The sequence below is a fragment of the Novosphingobium sp. FSW06-99 genome, assembly GCF_001519065.1.
Lineage (GTDB): Bacteria > Pseudomonadota > Alphaproteobacteria > Sphingomonadales > Sphingomonadaceae > Novosphingobium.
In genome coordinates, this window is the sequence record NZ_KQ954255.1 from 311,459 (window position 1) to 327,882 (window position 16,424).

The following is a 16,424-nucleotide window of genomic DNA, read 5'->3' on the forward strand; positions in this document are numbered from 1 at the left end:
GGTCCTTCAATAATTCGACAGAATGGCAAGGCTGGGCGCATCGAGCGGCAGGCCGCGTCTGCGCTTTTCAAGGTCTTCGGCGCGGGTCTTGGCTTGCTGATCGATCAGCCAGGCGTGGATCGCATCGGCGTCGGCGGGTTTGAGCGCATCGTCCCAGCGCGGCATGCCGGCCGCCTGGTACAGCCCGCCCAACACGATCTGGCGGAACGCGGCATGCGTCTCGGTGCTCATCCGCCGCAGATCGGGGGTGATCGAACGCGGCTGGTTGGCATGGCACAGCGCGCAGCCGACCGAAAAGTACAGCCCCTGTCCGCGCGCGATCGTGGCCGGGGTCACGCCCGGCGCCTGCGGTGGCGGCGGCGGTGCAATTTCGAGCGGGGGCAGCGGCGGCGGGATCGGCACCGGGCCACCATCCAGCCGGAACACCAGAAGGCGGCCCATGTTGCCGCGTTGATAGGCGGCGGAATAAGTCGGCACATAAGGATAGCCGCCGCCGCCCCAGGCCGCCATCACCGCGATATATTGCACCCCGCCCAGCCGATAAGTCATCGGCGCGGCCATGATCGTGGTGCCGGTCCGGATCGATTTGAGCAGGCGCCCGGTCTGCGCATCGAGCACGCGCAGCTCGCCGCCGATCGTGCCGTGGACGACCAGCCCCGACGCGGTTGCCAGCACGCCCGCGCGATCCTGCCAGCCGCCGGTCGGGTCGGACCACAGCGTTTGCCCGGTCAACGGATCGATCGCGCGGATATCGGCCCGCGCGGGATTGGCCAGCACGTCCTGCCACGCGGGCAGCGCCTTCACCGCCGCCTGTACCGGTGGCGGCAATGTGGGCAGTGCGCGGGCCAGATCGCTGGTGAAGATCAGCGCCGCGCCGGTATTGAGCCCCTTGGCGGCATAGGGCTTTGGCCCGGGCGGCACGAAAATCAGATTGCCCATGTCGAGCACCGCGCCATACCAGCGGCCCCGTGCCGCATCATAGGCGCCGGGGTGCCAGTTGCGCGCGCCGGGGGTGGCGGGAAACACGATTTTCGGCCCCGCCGAAATGTCGGCGGCGGGGTCGAGTTCGGGCTCGCCCGACACGGCATCGATATGGCGCGCCCAGTTGACCCGCACGATCGGATTGGCGCGCAGCACCGCGCCGGTGGCGCGATCAAGCGCATAGAGAAACCCGTTTTTCGGCGCGTGCAGCACGACCGCGCGGTCGCGCCCGTCGATCGTCATGTGAGTCAGGATCATCGGCGCGGTGGCGTCGTAATCCCACTGATCCTCGGGGCTTTCCTGATAGAACCAGCGCATCCGCCCGGTGCGCGCCTCGATCGCGACGATCGAGGAGACATAGAGATTGTGCCCGCCGCGCGGGCTGCGCGCGGTCAGGCTGTAGGGTTCGGCATTGCCCGTGCCGACCAGCACCAGCCCGGTTTCGGGATCATAGGCGATGGCATCCCACGGTGACCCGCCCGCACCGATGTCCCACCGGCTGGCCGGGTCCCAGGTCTTGAGCGCGGCGTCGAGTTCCGGATTGTCCTGCGGGCCCAGCGCGGGGTCTTTGGGGGTGATGTGAAACCGCCAGCGCAAGGCACCGGTCCGCCGGTCATAGGCGGTGACATAGCCGCGCGCGTCATAATCCGATCCGGCATTGCCCAGCACCACCAGATCCCCGGCCAGTTCGGGCGCGCCGGTCGAACTGGTGCCGCGATGGTGGTCCTCGATCGTGTCGACTTTCCACACCACCGCGCCGGTTCCGGCATCGAGCGCATAGAGCCAGCCGTCGAGCGCGCCAACATAGACCAGACCCTGGGCGACCGCGATCCCGCGATTGGCCATGTCGCAACACACCGACCGGTTGATCTGCATGTCGATGTCGGGTTCGAACCGCCACAGTTCGCGGCCCGTCGCAGCGTCAAAGGCATAGACCCGGCCCGCCACGCCGCTGGTATAGAGCACCCCGCCGACCATCACCGGGGTCGCTTCGAGCACGCGGTTGGTGCCCAGTTCTGCCTGCCAGGCCAGCCCCAGCCGCGCGACATTGCCAGGGTCGATATCGGTCAGCGGCGAAAAGTGCGTCTTGCCGGCATCGCCGCCCGGGCTGGTCCATTCGACATCCTGCAACGCCGCCCCCGCCAGCGGTGAGGTCGCCAGCGCCGCCAATAGTCCCAACCATGCCTTCATGCGATCGCATCCCACGGGCAGGGCATGCGATAGGGCACGGTGATGAAATTGGCCTCGATCTGGCAGATCATGCCGTGATCGATCTTGAACAGTTCTGAAATGTAGAAGCTGTGCGGGCGCCGCACCGGGCTTTTGACGGTGCGCCCGTCGGTCAACTGATACGTATCGAGCCGCCCCGAATGATCGATGAACCCGAACGCCAGCACCAGCCCGCGTTGCTCATCGACCATCGGGAACCGCCGCGCGCGCAATTCATCGTCATAACGATAGTTGCCCATACGGAACTGCGCCTCGCACCCCAGCGCCGACACCGGCACGATTTTCGCGAATTCAGGATTGTTAGTGGTCTGCACGCCGTTTTCGACGCGCTGGCAATCGGGGTGAAAACGGGTGTGGATGGTGCCGTCGTTCAGTTGCAGCGTGTCGAAATAGCCATCTGACAGCCGCACCATGTCGGCGCGCGGCATGGGCGCCACGGCGTCGGCTTCGAGGATCGGCTTGGTCCAATAGCGCGGGTTTTCGAATTTGATGCCGCTGTCCGACTGGCGCACGATAACCATTTCGGCTTCGGCCACGGCGCCCGTGGCATCGATCGCCAGGCGCAGGGTAAAGCCCGATTCCTCGATCGCCTCGATCACCGTGCCGAAATAGCCGACTTGCCCGGTGGCGGGATCGGCAAAGCGCAATTCATAAGCCCCCAGACCCTGGATCGTGCCCCAGACCCCGTCGCCGATCGCCAGCATCACGTTGTTTTCAGACACGCGGGCATCGCGCGCCCAGGTCACCTGTGCCGCATCCCCGACGCGCAGCGCGTCCAGATAGCGGTCGAGCGCGGCGTAAAGCGCCTGCCGGTCCATGATCTCTCCCGAAATTGTGCTTGCGGCCTTGTTTCGACCTCGCCACTATCGTATCAAATGTTATAAAGAGCGCAAGGGGTGGTTTGTCGTTTGCGCCACGCGGGAGGATCACCGGGCATGGGGCGCAGCGCCGAAGAGGCCGCCAATCTGGCACACGTTCTGGCGATGTACGAGGCCGTGCTGATGGCGCTCGATTCGTCGCGGGTGGATCAATACATTGCGCAGCATTACGTGCAGCACAGCTCGCTGGCAGAGCCGGGGGTGGCCGCGCTCAAGCGCTGGCTCGATGATCGACGTGCGGATTCGCCCGATGCGGTGCAGACCATTCACCGTGCCTTTGTTGATGGCGATCATGTGATTGTGCATGTTCATGTGGTGCGCTGGCCAGGCGATGCGGGGCTGGCGGTGGTCGATATCTTCCGCCTGGACCAGGGCATGATCGTCGAACACTGGGATGTGATCCAGCCGGTGCCTGATCAGCCGGTGAACACCAACACGATGTTTTGAAGGGAGAACGATGATGAAGCGCACTGCGCTGCTGGCAACCGTGCTGGCGCTTGGCCCTGTTTCGGCGCAGGCCGAACCTTGTGCATGGGCCCCCAAACAGATCGTCTCGCAGTTTCTCGACGCGTTCTATGGGCAGGGCAAAGTGCGCGCTGCGTTCATGGCCTGGGTCGATCCCGGCTATATCCAGCACAACCCGTTTGCGGCCAATGGCCGCGATGCGGCGATCGCCTTTCTCGAACCGTTTGTCGCGGCGCATCCCGAATGGCACGGCGAGATCAAACGCGTGATTGCCGAGGGCGATCTGGTGGTCGTGCACAGCCATGTGCGCTGGACCAAGTCTGATCGGGGCAACGCCGTGGTCGACATATTCCGCGTCGCAGGCTGCAAAGTGGTTGAACACTGGGATGTGCTGCAACCCGTTCCGGAGACATCGGCCAATGCCAACACCATGTTCTGAAAGGGGACGGTTTCGCGACCAGTCCGTGGTCATCCTGGGCGGCAATGCCGGGATCGGGCTGGCGGCGGCACGGCTGTTTGCCGGCGAAGGCGCGCGGCTGGCGCTGACTGGGCGCAACGCGGAAACCCTGTTGGCGGCCGGTGCCGAGACCGGGGCGATCACGCGTGTGGCGGATATGGCCGATACCGGGGCCTGCGCGGCGGCACTGGCCGCGTTTGCCGGGGCGCTCGGACCGATCGACGTGCTGTTCCTCAATGCCGGGGTCGGCGGGTTTGCGCCGGTTGCCGATGTGACCGAACCTTTCTGGGACCAGATCCACGCGGTCAATCTGCGCGGTGCGTTTTTCGCGTTGCAGGCCGCGCTGCCGCATATGCGGGATGGCGGTGCGATCGTGGTGACCGGCTCGATCGGATCGGTCGCGGCGGTGCCTGGCAATGTCGCCTATGCCGCGGCCAAGGCAGGGTTGCGCGCGGTGGTGCGGATCGTGGCCAAGGAACTGCTGCCGCGCCGCATCCGGGTCAACATGATCAGCCCCGGCCCGACCGATACCGAAATCTTCAAGCGCGACGCGGCCGAGGCCGAGATCGCCGCGATGCGCGCGATGTTTGCCGACGTGGTGCCGATCGGCCGCATGGGCGAAGCCGACGAAGTGGCCCGCGCCGCGCTGTTCCTGGCCAGCCGCGACGCCAGCTTCATCAACGGGGTCGATCTTTATGTCGATGGCGGGTGCGTGGAGCTGGGGTAGGTCGGCCACCGAGCGTGCGCGGGGTATCCCCGCAGCGGTCAACAAGCCCTGCCCGCACGGGGAGGGGCTATGCGGGCATGGCAATCACAATCCTGCGGGCACCGCATCGAGCAGCATGGTCTTCATTTCGAGATAGGGCAGCAGGCCTTCGGGCCCGCCTTCGCGGCCGATGCCCGATTGCTTGAAGCCGCCGAACGGCAGGCCGAAATCCATGCGCAGCCCGTTCTGGCCAAAGCCGCCGGTGCGCACGCGCCGGCCGATGCGCCAGGCGGCGTCGGCATCGTGGGTCAGCACCGATCCGTTAAGGCCATAAGTGCTGTCATTGGCGATGCGCACTGCGTCGTCTTCGTCGTCGGCGGGGATCAGGCACAGCACCGGGCCAAAGATTTCTTCCTGTGCAATCGCGCTGGCGTTGTCGACATGGGCAAACAGCGTCGGTTCGATGAAATAGCCCCGGTTGAGATGCGCCGGGCGCCCCCCGCCGGTCACCAGATCGGCCTCTTTGCGGCCCTGTTCGATATAGCCTTCGACGCGCTCCAACTGGCGCTTCATCGCCAGCGGGCCGAGTTGCGCGGCGGGATCGTCGCTGTGTCCGATGTGCACGCCGCGCATCTGTTCGGCAATCGCGGCGGCCAGTTCGTCATGGCGGTGGCGCGGCACGATCACCCGGCTCAGCATCGCGCAGACTTGCCCGCTCATCATCGTGATCGTGCCGGTCAACAGCCGTGCGGCATCGGCAATGGCAAAATCGTCGCGCACGATCGCCGCCGATTTGCCGCCGAGTTCCAGCGTGCAGCGCGCCATCCGCCCGGCGCAGACCGTGGCGATGCGTTTGCCCGCCAGGGTCGATCCGGTGAAGCTGACTTTATCGACACCCGGGTTGCACACCAGATGGTCGCTGGCTTCGCGGTGTGCGGGCACCAGATTGACCACACCGGGGGGCAGGCCCGCCGCCTCCGCCGCCTCGGCGATCAGATAGGCCTCCAGCGGGGTTTCGGGCGAGGGCTTCATGATCACCGTGCACCCGGTCAACAGCGCATAGGCGACTTTGTTGGCCATGATCCCGAACGGGCCGTTCCACGGCGCGATCGCGGCAACCACGCCGACCGGTTCGTGCACCACCAGCGCGCAGGCGGCGGCCATGCTGGGGCGCTGTTCGACAAAGGCAAAGCGTTCGGCAAAACCGGCGATCTGGCGCAGCGCCATTACGCTGCCGGCGTGCATCGGCCCGGCAAAGCTGGCGAGGCCCCCCATCTGCGCGCTCCACGCCCGCGCCAGTTCGGGCACGCGTGGTTCGAGATGGTCGATCATCCGCCGAAACGCGGCAACGCGCTCGACGGGCGGCGTGTGGCTCCACGGGCCATGGTCGAATGCCGCGCGGGCGGCCGTCACTGCCGCATCCATATCGGCCTCGTCGGCCTCTGCCACCCGCGCCACCACGTGTTCTGTGTCGGGCGAAACCAGCTCGATCAGCCGCCCGCTATGCGCTGGCACCCATTGGCCGCCGATATAAATCCGTTCGGGATGGGCGATCGATACGCCGGTGGGCAGAAGCGTCATCGTCGGAATGTCCTGTTGCAAAAGGGCCGGGCAATGGGAGGCGCCAAGCCATCCCCATTGCCCGGCGGCACGGATCAGAACGTCTTTTTGACAGTGATGGCCCATTCGCGCGGACGGCCCGGCGAACCGGCGATCACCCCGGCGCCCGCACCGGTCAGGTCGAACTTCGATGTGTAATAGTACTTGTTGAACACGTTGGTCACCGCCAGTGCGACCGACAGGTCCCGCTTTGCGCTGCGCCAGGTCAGCCGCGCGTTGGTCAGCGTATAGGCGTCGAGCTGGCCATAGATCGCCGAGGGCGAACCGGGGGCCGGTGCGGCGACATTGCCGATCTGGCTGCCCTGATAGCTGACATCGACGCGCGGGGTCAGCGATCCGTACTGGGCCAGTTCGGCATCGTATTGCGCGCCGACATTCCATTTCCACTTTTCAAAGCCGGGCGGTTGCTGGTTGATCAGGCTGGTGACCGAAGGATCGTTGCTGCATGGGCCTTCGGCCAGCCCGACGACTTGCGGATTGACGCAAGTCCAGTGCCAGTCCTGATAGGACAGCGAACTGTCGATCACGAAACCCGCCACCGGGCGCAATGTGACTTCGGCTTCGACGCCCTTGGAATGCGCGTTCCCGGCATTCTGCGGCAGCGCACAAGGGCCAGGGCCGCCATATTGCGGGCACGACAGCAGCGTCAACTGCGCGTTCTTGAAGTCGAGATAGAACACGTCGAGGTTCAGCCGCAGCTTGCGGTCGAACAAGTCGGTCTTGGTGCCCAGCTCATAGTTGACCACCGATTCCGACCCGAACGCGATCGCCTGTGCCGGGTTGAACGGACGCGGCCCGTCGCCACCCGCCTTGTAGCCAGAGGCGACCGAGGCATAAGCCATCACTTCGGGGCTGAACCGGTAGTCGACGGCAAAGCGGTAATCGACCCGGTTGCCGTTGAACGGCGGCGCGGTATAGCCGTTGAGCGCGCCCAGGAACGTCGACGGGGTCACGCCGTCGAGGTTGAGCCGCACGAAAGTGTAGCTCTTGTAATCGTTGGTATAGCGCAAGCCGCCGTTGATGGTCAGGTTGTCGATCGGCTTGATCTCGATATCGCCATAGACGCCCTTCGATTTGGTCTGGATCGGGTCGTTGCCGATGAATTGCAGCGGATAGACCGGGCAAGTCGGCGTGTTGACGCCGCCGATTGCGGCGCAGATCGGCCCCGACACGCCGACCGCGACATAGCGGATATCCTGCAGCGTGTAATAGACCGCCTTTTCATCCGAAATATAGCCGCCACCGGTCACGTTGATCATGTCGTTCAGTTTGGCATTCACGCGCAGTTCCTGGCTCCATGACCAGTCGGTGATGTCGTTGTTGCCAAACCCGATCGGCGCGGGCGACAGCGAGCTGTCGACGCTGAACTTGTCTTCGAATGCGCGGTAGGAACTGATCGAGGTGATCTTGACCGTGTCGGTCAGGTTGTAGAGCACTTTGCCCGACACCCCCCAACTGGTGTAGGTCGTCAGCTCGGACCCCGATGTGGCCTGGAACGGCATGCCCTGCAGCGCGGGAATGTCGCCCGCCACAAAGCTGGCGGCCGGCGCGCCGGTCACGTCATAGTTGCAGAACGCGCCGCAGATGAACCGGCTGTCGAACGGCACGCCCGGTGCTGCCGCCACGTTGGGGTTGGGATTGTTGGCATAGAGCAGCACTTGCGCGGCATTGTGGTGCTGATCATGGGTATAGTCGCCGCTCAGCGTGGCATCGAGTTTGTCATCCGGCTTGAACCGCAGGATGCCGCGTACCGCCTGATAGCCGACATCGCCTTCCTTGTATTTCAGGCAGTTCGATCCGCCGACGGTCGATGCGACGCCGCTGCCGGGATTTTTGCAGCCATAGTCATAGACATTGACATAGCCGTCCTGGCTGGCGAACGCGCCCGAAATGCGGCCGAACAGCGTGTCGGTCACCTTGAAATCGGCGCTCGCCGCCAGATTGATGCGGTTGCGGCTGCCATAGGTCGCGGTGATAAAGCCGTCGGTATCGCCTGAAGGCTGTTTCGAATAGAACTTGATCGCGCCGCCTTCGGAATTCTTGCCGGTCAGCGTGCCCTGCGGCCCGCGCAGCACTTCCACCCGGTCGACATCCATCAGGTCGAGATTGGCGCCGGTCAGGCGCGGGAAATAGACATCATCAATATAGATGCCCACGCCCGGTTCCATCGCCGGGTCGAAATCGCCCTGGCCCAGCCCGCGGATCGAGGCGGTGATCGAATCCCCGAATGCCGCCGAGGCCGGGCGCAGCACGACGCTGGGTGCGCTGTCGGAAATGGCCGAAAGATTGCCCGCGCTGCGGTCTTCGAGGTTTGCCCCGCTCAGCGCGGTGATCGCGATCGGCGTATCCTGCAGCTTTTGCGTATGGAACTGCGCGGTGACGATGATTTCTTCGACTTTGGGAGCGCTGTCGGGCGCAGGTTGGGCAGGGGCATCGGCATGGGCCGTGCCCGCAACCACAACGCCGAGCGCCAGACCCAGCCACGACGCCCCGGCCAACGACCGTTTGCTGCGCAGCATACGATTGCCCGGCGCGCGCGACATCCTTTCAGCTTTCATGTCCCTAATCCCTCTCCTTTGCGGCGTCTCTTGCTGTTCAGGACACCTGCTTTTTGTAGGTAGTACATACGAAAAGAACCTTGGCAAGAGGGCATGTCGCAAGGCGCTGTTTTGCAAGCCCCGATGCTGTAAAAAGATCACATATGATAGAATGTGGCAGTGGTCTTGCCGCAATCGTGCAGGCTGTGTCGGGGTCTTTCGCGCCGAATCGGGGGTGACGCGCCAATCGCTGGTCGACATGCATTTGCGGTTGCAAGCCGACACAGATTTTGTATGTCTTGCCTACAAAAGAGGCCTCGCGCAGCCGTCGCGTGGGACAGCCCCGTAAACAGAGGATGACCGATGAACGACATCGCCCCGATCAACGCCCCGATCAGCTATGTGCAGCCCGCCTATTCGCCCGCTGCGGCAAAGGCGCTGGCGCGAAAACCGCAACTGTTCATCAACAACCAGTGGGTCGATTCGACGCGAGGGTCGGTGATCGCGGTGGAAGATCCGTCGAACGGCAAGATCGTCTCGCACATTGTCGATGCCGCGCCCGCCGATGTCGATCGGGCGGTGGCCGCCGCGCGCGCCGCGTTTGACGATGGGCGCTGGTCGGGCCTGCCGCCGATGGCGCGTGAACGGATCATCAACCGGCTGGCCGATCTGATAGAAGCCCATGCCGAAGAATTTGCCGAGCTGGAAGCGATCGACAATGGCAAGCCCAAGAGCATGGCTGGCGCGGTCGACATTCCCGGGGCGATCAGCCAGTTGCGTTTCATGGCGGGCTGGGCCAGCAAAGTCGCGGGCGAAACCACCGCGCCCTACACGCTGCCTGCCGGGACCGTGTTCAGCTATACCGTGCGCGAACCGGTCGGTGTGTGCGGGCAGATCGTGCCGTGGAACTTTCCGCTGCTGATGGCCACGCTGAAAATCGCGCCCGCGCTGGCGGCCGGGTGCACGCTGGTGCTCAAACCTGCCGAGCAGACCTCGATCACCGCGCTGCGGCTGGCCGATCTGGTGGTCGAGGCCGGGTTCCCGGCGGGCGTGATCAATGTCATCACCGGGCATGGTCATGTGTCGGGCGACCATCTGGTCAAACATCCCGATGTCGACAAGATCGCGTTCACCGGCTCGACCGAGATCGGCAAAGTGATCAACCGCGCCGCCACCGATACCTTGAAGCGCGTAACGCTGGAACTGGGCGGAAAATCGCCGGTGGTGGTGATGCCCGATGTCGATGTCGCGCAAGTGGCGCCGGGCGTGGCCGGGGCGATCTTCTTCAATTCGGGGCAAGTGTGCATTGCCGGATCGCGGCTGTTTGCGCACAAGTCGGTGTTCGACGACGTGCTTGAAGGGATGGCCGCCACCGCGCCGTTCTGGGCGCCGCGCCCCTCGCTCGATCCCGCCGGACACACCGGCCCGCTGGTCAGCAAGGAACAACACGACCGGGTGATGGGCTATATCGCGGCGGGCAAGCGTGATGGCGCCAGCGTGGTGATCGGCGGCGATGTCCCGGCCAGCGACGGCGGCTATTACGTCAATCCGACCATCCTGGCCAATGTGAACCCGCAAATGAGCGTGGTGCGCGAGGAAATCTTCGGCCCGGTGGTAGTGGCACAGCGGTTCGAGGATCTCGATGAAGTGGCCAGGATGGCCAACGACACCTGTTTCGGGCTGGGTGCGGGGGTGTGGACGCGCGACCTGACGGCGATGCACCGGCTCGCCTCGCGCATCAAGGCGGGCACGGTGTGGGGCAATTGCCATGCCATGATCGACACCGCGCTGCCGTTCGGCGGGTACAAGCAATCGGGGCTGGGTCGCGAACAGGGCCGCGCAGGGATCGAAGCCTATCTCGAAACCAAGACGGTGATCATCCAGTTGTGAGCGGGCGGTGCGCGCGGGCTTGCCGCCCGCGCGCGCAAGAGGGACAGTGGCGCGTTGCCCCCCCTTTGGAGTGTTTGTGATGCCGATCGATCTGTCCCGCATTTCCGCCATCGACGTGCACGTTCACGCCGAAGTGTCGTGCCACGATCCCGAAGACCCGGTGATGGGCCAGTTCTTCGACGCTGCCAGCGCCTATTTCAAGGCGCCTCGCGAACGCCCGAAAATGCCCGAGATCATCGAAATCTACCGCGAACAGCAGATCGCGTTCTGCATGTTCACGGTCGATTGCGAAAGCGGCATCGGCGCCAAACGCGTGTCGAACTATGAAGTGGCTGAAATCGCCAACCGCAATGACGATGTGTGCATCCCGTTTGCCTCGGTCGATCCGCACAAGGGCAAGCTGGGCGCGCGCGAGGCGCGCGACCTGATCGAAAACCATGGCGTGCGCGGGTTCAAGTTTCACCACATCATGCAAAATTGCCTGCCGGCCGATCAGATGGGCTATCCCATTTATGAAGTGATCAACCACTACAAGCTGCCCGCGATCTTCCACACCGGCCATTCGGGCATGGGCACCGGGATGCGCGGCGGTGGCGGGGTGCGGCTGAAATATGGTCAGCCGATGCTGGTCGACGATGTCGCGGTCGATTTTCCCGACATGAAGATCATCCTGGCCCATCCGAGCTGGCCATGGGTCGATGAAAGCCTGTCGATGGCGCTGCACAAGGACAACGTGTTCATCGATCTGTCGGGGTGGAGCCCAAAGTATTTCGCGCCGCAGATCATCCAGTACGCCAACACCCAGTTGAAGCACAAGATGCTGTTCGGCAGCGATTTTCCGCTGATCCACCCGGCCAAATGGATTTCCGCGGCAAAGCAGGTGGGGTTCCGCGACGATGTTCTGCCGCTGATCATGAAGGACAATGCGGTGCGCGTGCTGGGGCTGGCCTGAGCCAGTGGATTTTGCAGGCGCCCATGCCCTGGTGACCGGCGGGTCGACCGGGATCGGTCTGGCCACCGCGCAAGTGCTGGCATCGCGCGGGGCGCGCGTGTCGATCATCGCGCGCGACCGGGCAAAGCTGGATCTGGCGCGGGCTGCGTTAAGCGGCATGGTGGCGACTTTCGCCGCCGATGTGGCCGATGCCGCCGCGCAGGACGCCGCGCTCGATGCGGCACAATCCACCTTCGGGCCGATCGACCTGGTGTTTGCCAACGCGGGCACCGGGGGCAGGTTCGGCCCGATCGGTGAATGCCCCGATGCGGTGTTCGAAGCGGTGCTGGCGACCAATCTGACCTCGGTGTTCTGCCTGCTGCGCGCTGTATTGCCCGCCATGATCGAGCGCGCGCGCGGCAGCGTGGTGGTCACCGGCAGCCTGGCCAGTGTGCGCGGCATGGCGATGAACGCGGCCTATGTGGCATCGAAACACGGCCTGGTCGGGCTGGCGCTGGCCGCCGCGGCAGAGGGCGCCGGGGCGGGGGTGCGGGTCAATTGCCTGCTGCCCGGATTTATCGACACGCCGATGCTGCACCAGTTGGGCGATGATCCCGCCGCGATCCGCGCGCGGCTGGGCGCCAAAGTGCCGCAGGGCCGCGTCGGCAGCGCGCACGAAGCGGCCGAACTGGTCGCCTTTCTGCTGTCGGATGCGGCCAGCCATATCACCGCCCAGACGATTGCCGTCGATGGCGGAATACTCGGCACACTGATGCCGGGATAACGGGAGAGTGACAATGAGCCTGGTCTATTACCACGCCGAACCGGCGGCCAATTCGCTGAAATCGATGATCTGCCTCAAGGAAAAGGGGCTGGCGTTCGACAGCGTCTATGTCGATCTGCACAAGTTCGAACAGCATTGCGACTGGTTCGTGGCGATCAATCCCGAAGGCCAGGTGCCGGTGCTGGTGCATGACGGGGCGGTGATCACCCAGACCACCGTGATCAACGAATATCTCGAAGACGTGTTTCCCGATGTGCCGCTGCGCCCCGCCGATGCGGTGGGCAAGGCGCGCATGCGGTACTGGAACAAGTTCGTCGACGAACACGTGATGAACTATGTTTCGATGCACGGGTGGCATCGCATGGTCGGCGTGATCGCACGCGGGATCGAAAGCGGCGAATTCGAAAAGCTGGTCGAACGCATCCCGCTGCCCGATCAACGCCGCAAATGGCAGACCGCGCGTTCGGGCTTTTCCGAGGCCGATCTGGCGCATGCGACCGACAAGATCGTCTATGCCTGTGCCAAGATCGAGGCGCACCTGGCCGACAACGCGTGGCTGGCAGGTGCCATGTTCACCACTGCCGACGCCAATTTCTACGCCATGTGCGGGATGATGGTCGAACGCATGTTTCCCGAGCTCGAAGTGGCGGCAAACTATCCGCGGCTGATCGACTGGCGCGAACGGATGACCGCGCGGCCCGGCGTGCGCGCGGCGCTGGAGATGCCCGACCATACCAATCCGGCCTTGCGCACCTGGACCGGGCACGTGCGGTAAACCACGGATATGGCGACATTTGTCCTGATTCATGGGTCGTGGCACGGCGGATGGTGCTTTGACCAGGTGCGCCCGCTGCTCGAAGCGGCGGGCCATGCGGTGATGGCGCCCGATCTGCCCGGCATGGGCGGTGATGAAGCGGCGCTGGCGGCGGTCACGCTTGACGGGTGGGCGCAATTTGCCGCCGATCTGTGTCGCAACGCGCCGCAGCATCCGGTCATTCTGGCCGGGCACAGCCGGGGCGGCCTGGTGATCAGCCAGGCCGCCGAACTGGCGCCCGATGCCATCGGCACGCTGGTCTATATCTGTGCGATGATGCTGCCCGATGGCATGTCGCGCGCGCACTTCAAACAGGACGAAGGACCCAATCCGCCGTTCGACGCGCTGATTTCGCGCACGCCGGGCGGGCATGGCACGCGCATCACCGGTGCCGATCCGGCAGCGGTGTTTGCACAACTGTCGCCGCCCGACCTGGTGGCAGGCGCTATGGCGCGGCTGGTCGATGAACCGCACGGACCGCGCGCGCAACCGCTGCGGCTGAGCCCGGACCGGTTTGGCCGGGTGCCGCGCGTCTATATCGAATGCACCGACGACCGCACCATCCCGATCGCCAGCCAGCGCCGGATGCAGCATCTGGTGCCCGGCGCGCGCGTCGAGACCCTGTGGGCCGACCACAGCCCGTACCTGTCGCGCCCCGAGGCGCTTGCGGCGATGCTGCTGGCCCTGGTGTAGGATCCTCCCCGCCGGGGCGGGGAGGATGGGTGGATCAGTCGCGGAACACCACAGTGCGCGATCCGTTGACCAGCACACGGTCTTCGAGATGCAGGCGGACCGCTTCGGCCAGCACGCGGCGTTCGATGTCGCGGCCCTTGCGCACCAGATCGTCGGGGCGGTGGGCATGGGTGATCGCCTCGACATCCTGGTGGATGATCGGCCCTTCGTCGAGATCGGCGGTGACATAGTGCGCTGTCGCGCCGATCATCTTGACCCCGCGCGCATGCGCCTGGTGATAAGGCTTGGCGCCCTTGAAACCGGGCAGGAACGAGTGGTGGATATTGATGCAACGGCCCGACAGGAACACCGCCATCTCGTCCGACAGGATCTGCATATAGCGCGCCAGCACCACCAGATCGGCGCCGGTCGCTGTGATCACTTCGCGGATCTGCGCTTCCTGCTGCGGCTTGGTGTCGCGGGTGATCGGGAAGTGGTAATAGGGGATATCGCTGAGCAACGTGATCGCCAGCGCCTCGCGCGGGTGATTGCCGATGATCGCCACCACGTCCATGTTCAATTCGCCGATGCGGTTGCGATAGAGCAAGTCGCCCAGGCAGTGGTCGAACTTGCTGACGAGCAGCACGACCTTGCGCCGCGCGGCCTTTTCGCGCAGCGCCCAATGCATCGCATGTTGCGCAGCAAGGGGTTCAAATCCCTGACTTATCTCTTCCACTTTGGCGCCGCGCGGGTCGAATTCGACGCGCATGAAGAACGTGCCCTCGATTTCGTCGTTGAACTGTTTGGCCTCGACGATATTGGCCCCGGCGCCAGCCAGATAGCCGGTCACCGCTGCGGTAATGCCAGGGGTGTCGCGGCAGGACAGCGACAGGATCAGGTGCTCTGGGGCGGAAATCAGGGACATTTTGTGCATCTCTCCTCACGGCCGATGGTGCGGCGTTTGCCTGACCACTTTTCATTTGCATGGCAACCAATTCATAGTATGTGTTGCATACAATTGGCAATGCCTTGGCGATAAACGTTTGGAGGGGAATACCGTGTCTGCCACGAATCTGGACCAGCTGCTGGCGCAGCAGAGCAGCATCGTCGACATGCTGCGCAATTCGCAGCTTGGTGCCTATGTCTACCCGGTGGTAGCGCCCGAATTTTCCAACTGGCGGTCCGAACAATGGGCGTGGCAGCACAGCGCGGTGTTGTTTGACCAGTCGCACCACATGGTGAACCTCTATATCCGGGGCAAGGATGCGGCAAAGCTGCTGTCCGACACGATGATCAATTCGTCGAAGGGCTGGACGGTCAACAAGGCCAAGCAATATGTGCCGACCACGCCTTATGGCCATGTCATCGGCGACGGCATCATCTTTTGGGAAGAGGCGGAATCGTTCACCTATGTCGGTCGCGCGCCCGCGTCGAACTGGCTGCGTTATCACGGGGCGACCGGCGGCTATGATGTCGAGATCGAGCTCGATGATCGCTCGCCCATGCGGCTGATGGGCAAACCGGCGCATCGCAAGGAATGGCGGTTCCAGATCCAGGGCCCGCAGGCGTGGAACGTGATCGAAAAGCTGCACGGCAAACCGCTGGAACAGCTCAAGTTCTTCAACATGTCGACGATGAATATCGCAGGCCGTTCGGTGCGCACGCTGCGCCACGGCATGTCGGGCGCACCGGGGCTGGAAATCTGGGGCCCCTATGAAGAACAGGAAGAGATCCGCGCCGCCATTCTGGAGGCGGGCAAGGAATTCGGCCTGATCGCCTGCGGCAGTCGCGCCTATCCGTCGAACACGCTCGAATCCGGGTGGATTCCCTCGCCACTGCCGGCGATCTACACCGGCGAAAAGCTGAAGGGTTTCCGCGAATGGCTGGGGGTCGACAGCTATGAGGCGACCGGTTCGATCGGCGGTTCGTTCGTGTCGAACAATATCGAGGACTATTACCTCAACCCGTGGGAGCTGGGTTATGGCCCGTTCGTCAAGTTCGACCATGATTTCCATGGCCGCGAGGCGCTGGAAAAAATCGATCCGGCGCAACAGCGCAAGAAAGTGACGCTGGCCTGGAACCCCGAGGATCTGGCGAAAATCTGGGCCTCGCTGTTCAACCCCGATGGCGACCAGTACAAGTTCTTCGACGTGCCCCTGGCCAACTATGCCTCGTCGAATTACGACCGCGTGGTCGATGCCGGCGGCAAGACGGTAGGTCTGTCGATGTTCACCGGCTATTCCTACAACGAGAAATCGGGGCTTTCGCTCGCCACGGTCGATCATGAAATCCCCTTCGGCACCGAAGTGCGCGTGGTGTGGGGCGAAGAAAACGGCGGCACGCGCAAGACCACGGTCGAACCGCACAAACAGATCGAAGTGCGCGCGATCGTCAGCCCCGTGCCCTATAGCCGGGTGGCGCGCGAGGCCTATGCCGAAGGCTGGCGCACCGGGCGCTGA

General features: G+C 64.2%; 14 protein-coding genes. 9 read left to right on the forward strand and 5 right to left on the reverse strand.

Features of this window, described 5'->3' with window-relative positions; translation table 11 throughout:
- Positions 1-6: 6 nt before the first annotated feature.
- Both AQZ49_RS10255 and AQZ49_RS10260 read right to left on the reverse strand, forming a co-directional pair.
- The gene (locus tag AQZ49_RS10255; protein ID WP_067615186.1) at positions 7-2,172 is read right to left on the reverse strand and encodes an outer membrane protein assembly factor BamB family protein; all 2,166 of its coding nucleotides are present in this window, start codon (positions 2,170-2,172) and stop codon (positions 7-9) included.
- Positions 2,169-3,029 carry a DUF8021 domain-containing protein gene (locus tag AQZ49_RS10260; RefSeq protein ID WP_067615188.1) on the reverse strand — a complete coding sequence of 287 codons (861 nt, stop codon included), beginning with the start codon at positions 3,027-3,029 and terminating at the stop codon, positions 2,169-2,171. The genes AQZ49_RS10255 and AQZ49_RS10260 overlap by 4 nt, the downstream gene beginning before the upstream one ends.
- A gap of 117 nt (positions 3,030-3,146) precedes the next feature.
- Here AQZ49_RS10260 and AQZ49_RS10265 point away from each other — a divergent pair, with 117 nt between their 5' ends.
- The 3 genes from AQZ49_RS10265 to AQZ49_RS10275 are packed head-to-tail and all read left to right on the forward strand — an operon-like array spanning position 3,147 to position 4,738.
- Positions 3,147-3,536 carry a nuclear transport factor 2 family protein gene (locus AQZ49_RS10265; RefSeq protein ID WP_067615190.1) on the forward strand — a complete coding sequence of 130 codons (390 nt, stop codon included), beginning with the start codon at positions 3,147-3,149 and terminating at the stop codon, positions 3,534-3,536.
- Positions 3,537-3,546: 10 nt separating this feature from the next.
- Positions 3,547-3,993, forward strand: coding sequence for a nuclear transport factor 2 family protein (locus AQZ49_RS10270; protein WP_082701695.1), 447 nt, complete (start codon positions 3,547-3,549; stop codon positions 3,991-3,993).
- Positions 3,994-4,018: 25 nt separating this feature from the next.
- Positions 4,019-4,738 carry an SDR family oxidoreductase gene (locus AQZ49_RS10275; protein WP_231739172.1) on the forward strand — a complete coding sequence of 240 codons (720 nt, stop codon included), beginning with the start codon at positions 4,019-4,021 and terminating at the stop codon, positions 4,736-4,738.
- An 84-nt stretch (positions 4,739-4,822) separates the two neighbouring features.
- Here the strand turns inward: AQZ49_RS10275 and AQZ49_RS10280 are convergent, their stop codons facing one another.
- Both AQZ49_RS10280 and AQZ49_RS10285 read right to left on the reverse strand, forming a co-directional pair.
- Complete coding sequence (locus tag AQZ49_RS10280; RefSeq protein ID WP_067615196.1) at positions 4,823-6,298, reverse strand: aldehyde dehydrogenase; 1,476 nt, start codon at positions 6,296-6,298, stop codon at positions 4,823-4,825.
- Between the two features lie 74 nt (positions 6,299-6,372).
- The gene (locus tag AQZ49_RS10285) at positions 6,373-8,895 is read right to left on the reverse strand and encodes a TonB-dependent receptor (protein WP_231739173.1); all 2,523 of its coding nucleotides are present in this window, start codon (positions 8,893-8,895) and stop codon (positions 6,373-6,375) included.
- A 342-nt stretch (positions 8,896-9,237) separates the two neighbouring features.
- On the opposite strand from AQZ49_RS10285, the gene AQZ49_RS10290 reads away from it, so the two are divergent.
- The 5 genes from AQZ49_RS10290 to AQZ49_RS10310 all read left to right on the forward strand — a co-directional run bounded on the left by AQZ49_RS10290 (position 9,238) and on the right by AQZ49_RS10310 (position 13,986).
- Positions 9,238-10,764 carry an aldehyde dehydrogenase family protein gene (locus AQZ49_RS10290; RefSeq protein WP_067615200.1) on the forward strand — a complete coding sequence of 509 codons (1,527 nt, stop codon included), beginning with the start codon at positions 9,238-9,240 and terminating at the stop codon, positions 10,762-10,764.
- A 79-nt stretch (positions 10,765-10,843) separates the two neighbouring features.
- Positions 10,844-11,716: an amidohydrolase family protein gene (locus tag AQZ49_RS10295; protein WP_082701709.1), complete on the forward strand. Its 873-nt coding sequence runs from the start codon at positions 10,844-10,846 to the stop codon at positions 11,714-11,716.
- A gap of 4 nt (positions 11,717-11,720) precedes the next feature.
- Positions 11,721-12,479, forward strand: a complete 759-nt coding sequence (locus AQZ49_RS10300) for an SDR family NAD(P)-dependent oxidoreductase (protein WP_231739174.1) — start codon at positions 11,721-11,723, stop codon at positions 12,477-12,479.
- A gap of 13 nt (positions 12,480-12,492) precedes the next feature.
- Positions 12,493-13,254: a glutathione S-transferase family protein gene (locus tag AQZ49_RS10305; RefSeq protein ID WP_067615204.1), complete on the forward strand. Its 762-nt coding sequence runs from the start codon at positions 12,493-12,495 to the stop codon at positions 13,252-13,254.
- Positions 13,255-13,263: 9 nt separating this feature from the next.
- Positions 13,264-13,986: an alpha/beta fold hydrolase gene (locus tag AQZ49_RS10310; RefSeq protein ID WP_067615206.1), complete on the forward strand. Its 723-nt coding sequence runs from the start codon at positions 13,264-13,266 to the stop codon at positions 13,984-13,986.
- Positions 13,987-14,020: 34 nt separating this feature from the next.
- Here the strand turns inward: AQZ49_RS10310 and purU are convergent, their stop codons facing one another.
- Positions 14,021-14,890 (reverse strand): formyltetrahydrofolate deformylase, encoded by an 870-nt coding sequence (purU, locus tag AQZ49_RS10315; protein WP_067615207.1) that lies wholly within the window; start codon positions 14,888-14,890, stop codon positions 14,021-14,023.
- Positions 14,891-15,023: 133 nt separating this feature from the next.
- Here purU and AQZ49_RS10320 point away from each other — a divergent pair, with 133 nt between their 5' ends.
- A complete protein-coding gene (locus AQZ49_RS10320; RefSeq protein WP_067615208.1) occupies positions 15,024-16,424 on the forward strand; it encodes a vanillate/3-O-methylgallate O-demethylase in 1,401 nt (466 codons plus the stop codon).

Bases quoted from the DNA above. Each gene is read 5' to 3' on its own strand.
- AQZ49_RS10285 (WP_231739173.1), bottom strand. From the start codon at position 8,895: ATGAAAGCTGAAAGGATGTCGCGCGCGCCGGGCAATCGTATGCTGCGC.
- AQZ49_RS10260 (WP_067615188.1), bottom strand. From the start codon at position 3,029: ATGGACCGGCAGGCGCTTTACGCCGCGCTCGACCGCTATCTGGACGCG.
- AQZ49_RS10305 (WP_067615204.1), top strand. From the start codon at position 12,493: ATGAGCCTGGTCTATTACCACGCCGAACCGGCGGCCAATTCGCTGAAA.
- AQZ49_RS10295 (WP_082701709.1), top strand. From the start codon at position 10,844: ATGCCGATCGATCTGTCCCGCATTTCCGCCATCGACGTGCACGTTCAC.
- AQZ49_RS10280 (WP_067615196.1), bottom strand. From the start codon at position 6,298: ATGACGCTTCTGCCCACCGGCGTATCGATCGCCCATCCCGAACGGATT.
- AQZ49_RS10265 (WP_067615190.1), top strand. From the start codon at position 3,147: ATGGGGCGCAGCGCCGAAGAGGCCGCCAATCTGGCACACGTTCTGGCG.
- AQZ49_RS10290 (WP_067615200.1), top strand. From the start codon at position 9,238: ATGAACGACATCGCCCCGATCAACGCCCCGATCAGCTATGTGCAGCCC.
- AQZ49_RS10270 (WP_082701695.1), top strand. From the start codon at position 3,547: ATGATGAAGCGCACTGCGCTGCTGGCAACCGTGCTGGCGCTTGGCCCT.
- AQZ49_RS10255 (WP_067615186.1), bottom strand. From the start codon at position 2,172: ATGAAGGCATGGTTGGGACTATTGGCGGCGCTGGCGACCTCACCGCTG.
- purU (WP_067615207.1), bottom strand. From the start codon at position 14,890: ATGTCCCTGATTTCCGCCCCAGAGCACCTGATCCTGTCGCTGTCCTGC.
- AQZ49_RS10310 (WP_067615206.1), top strand. From the start codon at position 13,264: ATGGCGACATTTGTCCTGATTCATGGGTCGTGGCACGGCGGATGGTGC.